Source organism: Pseudoxanthomonas sp. GW2 (assembly GCF_000283075.1).
Lineage (GTDB): Bacteria > Pseudomonadota > Gammaproteobacteria > Xanthomonadales > Xanthomonadaceae > Pseudoxanthomonas.
Genome location: NZ_ALIP01000051.1, coordinates 1 through 2,857, shown reverse-complemented (window position 1 = coordinate 2,857; position 2,857 = coordinate 1). Strand labels below are relative to the sequence as shown.

3 protein-coding genes and 1 pseudogene are annotated in these 2,857 nt (G+C 72.3%); 3 read left to right on the top strand and 1 reads right to left on the bottom strand.

Annotated elements, in window-relative coordinates; translation table 11 throughout:
- The 3 genes and pseudogenes from B351_RS17735 to lolD all read left to right on the top strand — a co-directional run.
- A pseudogene (locus tag B351_RS17735) lies at window positions 1-181 on the top strand (hypothetical protein); the annotation flags it as partial.
- A gap of 43 nt (window positions 182-224) precedes the next feature.
- Window positions 225-1,466 carry a lipoprotein-releasing ABC transporter permease subunit gene (locus B351_RS0104200; RefSeq protein WP_026010346.1) on the top strand — a complete coding sequence of 414 codons (1,242 nt, stop codon included), beginning with the start codon at window positions 225-227 and terminating at the stop codon, window positions 1,464-1,466.
- The gene (gene lolD, locus B351_RS0104195; protein WP_019397799.1) at window positions 1,459-2,169 is read left to right on the top strand and encodes a lipoprotein-releasing ABC transporter ATP-binding protein LolD; all 711 of its coding nucleotides are present in this window, start codon (window positions 1,459-1,461) and stop codon (window positions 2,167-2,169) included. Before B351_RS0104200 ends, lolD begins: the two co-directional genes overlap by 8 nt.
- An 8-nt stretch (window positions 2,170-2,177) precedes the next feature.
- Here the strand turns inward: lolD and B351_RS0104190 are convergent, their stop codons facing one another.
- Window positions 2,178-2,483 (bottom strand): SelT/SelW/SelH family protein, encoded by a 306-nt coding sequence (locus B351_RS0104190; protein ID WP_019397798.1) that lies wholly within the window; start codon window positions 2,481-2,483, stop codon window positions 2,178-2,180.
- Window positions 2,484-2,857 lie beyond the last annotated feature (374 nt).

Below are 2,857 nucleotides of genomic sequence, written 5' to 3'. Positions count from 1 at the left end.
GCAGGCCTGGCAGGTCCGCTGGCGCGGACCGCTGGCGGTGGTGGAGCTGGTCGACGACGATGGCCGCCGCTGGCGCCTGGCGTGGTGGCCGGACACCCTGCCTCCGGTGGCGCGGCGTGAACTGCGACTGGCCACGCGGCGCGGCCGCGCTTCGCTGTACACCTCGCCGGTGGCACCATAACCGCCCCAAGCGCCGGGTTCCCGGCAGCGGACATCCCTGATCCATGTTCAGACCGGTCCCCGTCGCCATCGGGTTGCGCTACCTGCGCGCCAAACGCCGCAACGCCTTCATTTCCTTCATCTCGCTGGCCTCGATCATCGGCATCGCCCTGGGCGTCATGGTGCTGATCACCACCATGGCGGTGATGAGCGGCTTCCAGAAGGAGATCCGCGACCGCCTGCTGCAGTTCGCCGCCCATGCCACCGTGTCGGCCAGCGGCGAGCCGATGCTGGAGTGGCGGGAGGCGCTGGAGGTGGCCGGGCGCGACCCGCGCGTGGCCGGCGCCGCGCCGTACGTGGAGACCGAGGCCCTGCTGTCCGGGCCGCGCCGGCAGCCGGCGATGGTGCGCGGGGTGGAGCCGGCGCTGGAGGAGCAGGTGTCGGAGGTCGCGCGCAAGATCAAGCGCGGCGACGCCGCCTCGCTGCAGCCGGGCTCGTTCAACATCCTGCTGGGCCAGGAGCTGGCGCTGTGGCTGGGCGTGGACGTGGGCGACACCGTGCTGGTGATGCTGCCGGAGTTCCAGGGCTCGCCGATGGGCGCGATGCCGCGCTACAAGCGCTTCACCGTCAGCGGCGTGTTCGAGGCCGGCTACAACGACATCGACCGCGGCCTGGCCATGGTGCACATGGACGACCTGCAGCGTGTGCTGCGGGTGGAGGGGGTTACCGGCGTGCGCCTGAAGCTGCACGACCTCAACCGCTCCTACGAGGTGGCGCGCGACCTGGCGCTGCAGCTGCCGGGCTTCTACCGGGTCAGCGACTGGACCCAGGAGAACGCCAACCTGTACCAGTCGCTGAAGATGGAAAAGACGGTGATGGGCATCCTGTTGTCGCTGATCATCCTGATGGGCGCCTTCACCCTGGTGAACTCGCAGGTGATGTTGGTCACCGACAAGCAGGCCGACATCGCCATCCTGCGCACCCTGGGCCTGACCCCGGGCGGGGTGATGCAGGTGTTCATGGTGCAGGGCACGCTGATCGGCATCGTCGGCACCGTGCTGGGCTTCGTCGGCGGCGTGGCCCTGACCTGGAACCTGGAGCGCATCCTCGACGCGATCGAGGCGCTGTTCGACATCACCCTGCTGCCCGAAGACGTCTACTACATCACCGGCCTGCCCACCGACATGCAGACCGGCGACGTGGCCGCGACCGTGGTGGTGGCGTTGCTGATGAGCTTCCTGGCCACGCTTTACCCGGCCTGGCGCGCGGCCCGGACCCAGCCGGCGGAGGCGCTGCGCTATGAATGACCCGATCCTGCATGCCGGCGAGGCGCTGCGCGCCGAGGGCCTGGGCAAGACCTACGCCGAAGGCAAGCTGCGCACCCACGTGTTCGACGGCCTGGACCTGCGCGTGGCCGCGGGCGAGACGGTGGCCATCGTCGGCGCCTCCGGTGCCGGCAAGAGCACCCTGCTGCACCTGCTGGGTGGGCTGGACACGCCCACCGCCGGCGAGGTCTACGTGGCCGGGCAGAAGATGTCGGCGCTGTCGGATGCCGCCCGCGGCCGCCTGCGCAACCGCGCCCTGGGCTTCGTCTACCAGTTCCACCACCTGCTGCCGGAGTTCACCGCGCTGGAGAACGTGATGATGCCGGTGCGGCTGTCCGGCGGCGATCCGGCCGAGGCCAGCCGCCGCGCCGCCGAGCTGCTGCAGGCGGTGGGACTTGGCAAGCGCCTGGGACACAAGCCCGGCGAGCTGTCCGGCGGCGAGCGCCAGCGCGCCGCGGTGGCGCGGGCCCTGGTCAACCGCCCGGCCTGCGTGCTCGGCGACGAGCCCACCGGCAACCTCGACGAGAAGACCGCGGCCACGGTGTTCGACCTGATGCTCGACCTCAACCGTGCCCAGCGCACCAGCCTGGTCCTGGTCACCCACGACCGGCGCCTGGCCGCGCGCCTGGACCGGGTGCTGGAACTGCACGAAGGCCGCCTGCGCGAGTTGCCGCCGGCGGCCTGAGGCCGCGCTCAGCGGGAGGCCTGGTCGCGGTCGCCGCCGGCATGGCGGTCCACGTGCCCCAGGTCGCGGCCGGGGGCGATGCGGTCGCGCACCCGCTGCTTGAGCTCGGCGATCTCCGGGAAACCGCCGTCCTCGGCGCGCGACCAGATGCGCTCACCGTCGGCGTAGACCTCGAACACGCCCCCGGTGCCCGGCACCAGCGACAGCCGTGCCAGCTCGTTCTGGAAGGTGCCCAGCAGTTCCTGCGCCATCCAGGCCGCGCGCAGCAGCCAGCGGCAGCGGGTGCAGTAGTGGATCTCGACGTGGTGGTCCAAGGCGGTGCTCCGGCCGGGTCCGGCAGTATCGCGCGGCCGGGTGCGCGACCCAACCGCCCCGGCGCCGGGTAATTCCTACAGCGCAATCGCGCGTCGGCTGATGGACGCGTGCCGCCGGCCAGCTAGGCTGGCCGGGTGGCCGTGGTGCGGGAACGGGCATGGATGCAGCGGCGGACGAATCCCGATGGAGCGGGGCGACGGCGGAGGCGGGCCCCGGCGCCGTGCCAGCATGCCCGCGCGTGCCGCCCCCGGCCGGGCTGGCCTGCGCGGCGGCGCTGCTGGGTGGGGTCACTGCCTGCCTGTTCCTGCCGGCCTTGCCACCGGCGCCGCTGTGCTGGCTGGCGGCCCTGGCCGGCGCGGCGGCCTGGGCCTGG

Excerpts from the sequence above, each read along its gene's own strand:
- B351_RS0104200 (WP_026010346.1), top strand. The coding sequence starts at position 225 with ATGTTCAGACCGGTCCCCGTCGCCATCGGGTTGCGCTACCTGCGCGCC.
- lolD (WP_019397799.1), top strand. The coding sequence starts at position 1,459 with ATGAATGACCCGATCCTGCATGCCGGCGAGGCGCTGCGCGCCGAGGGC.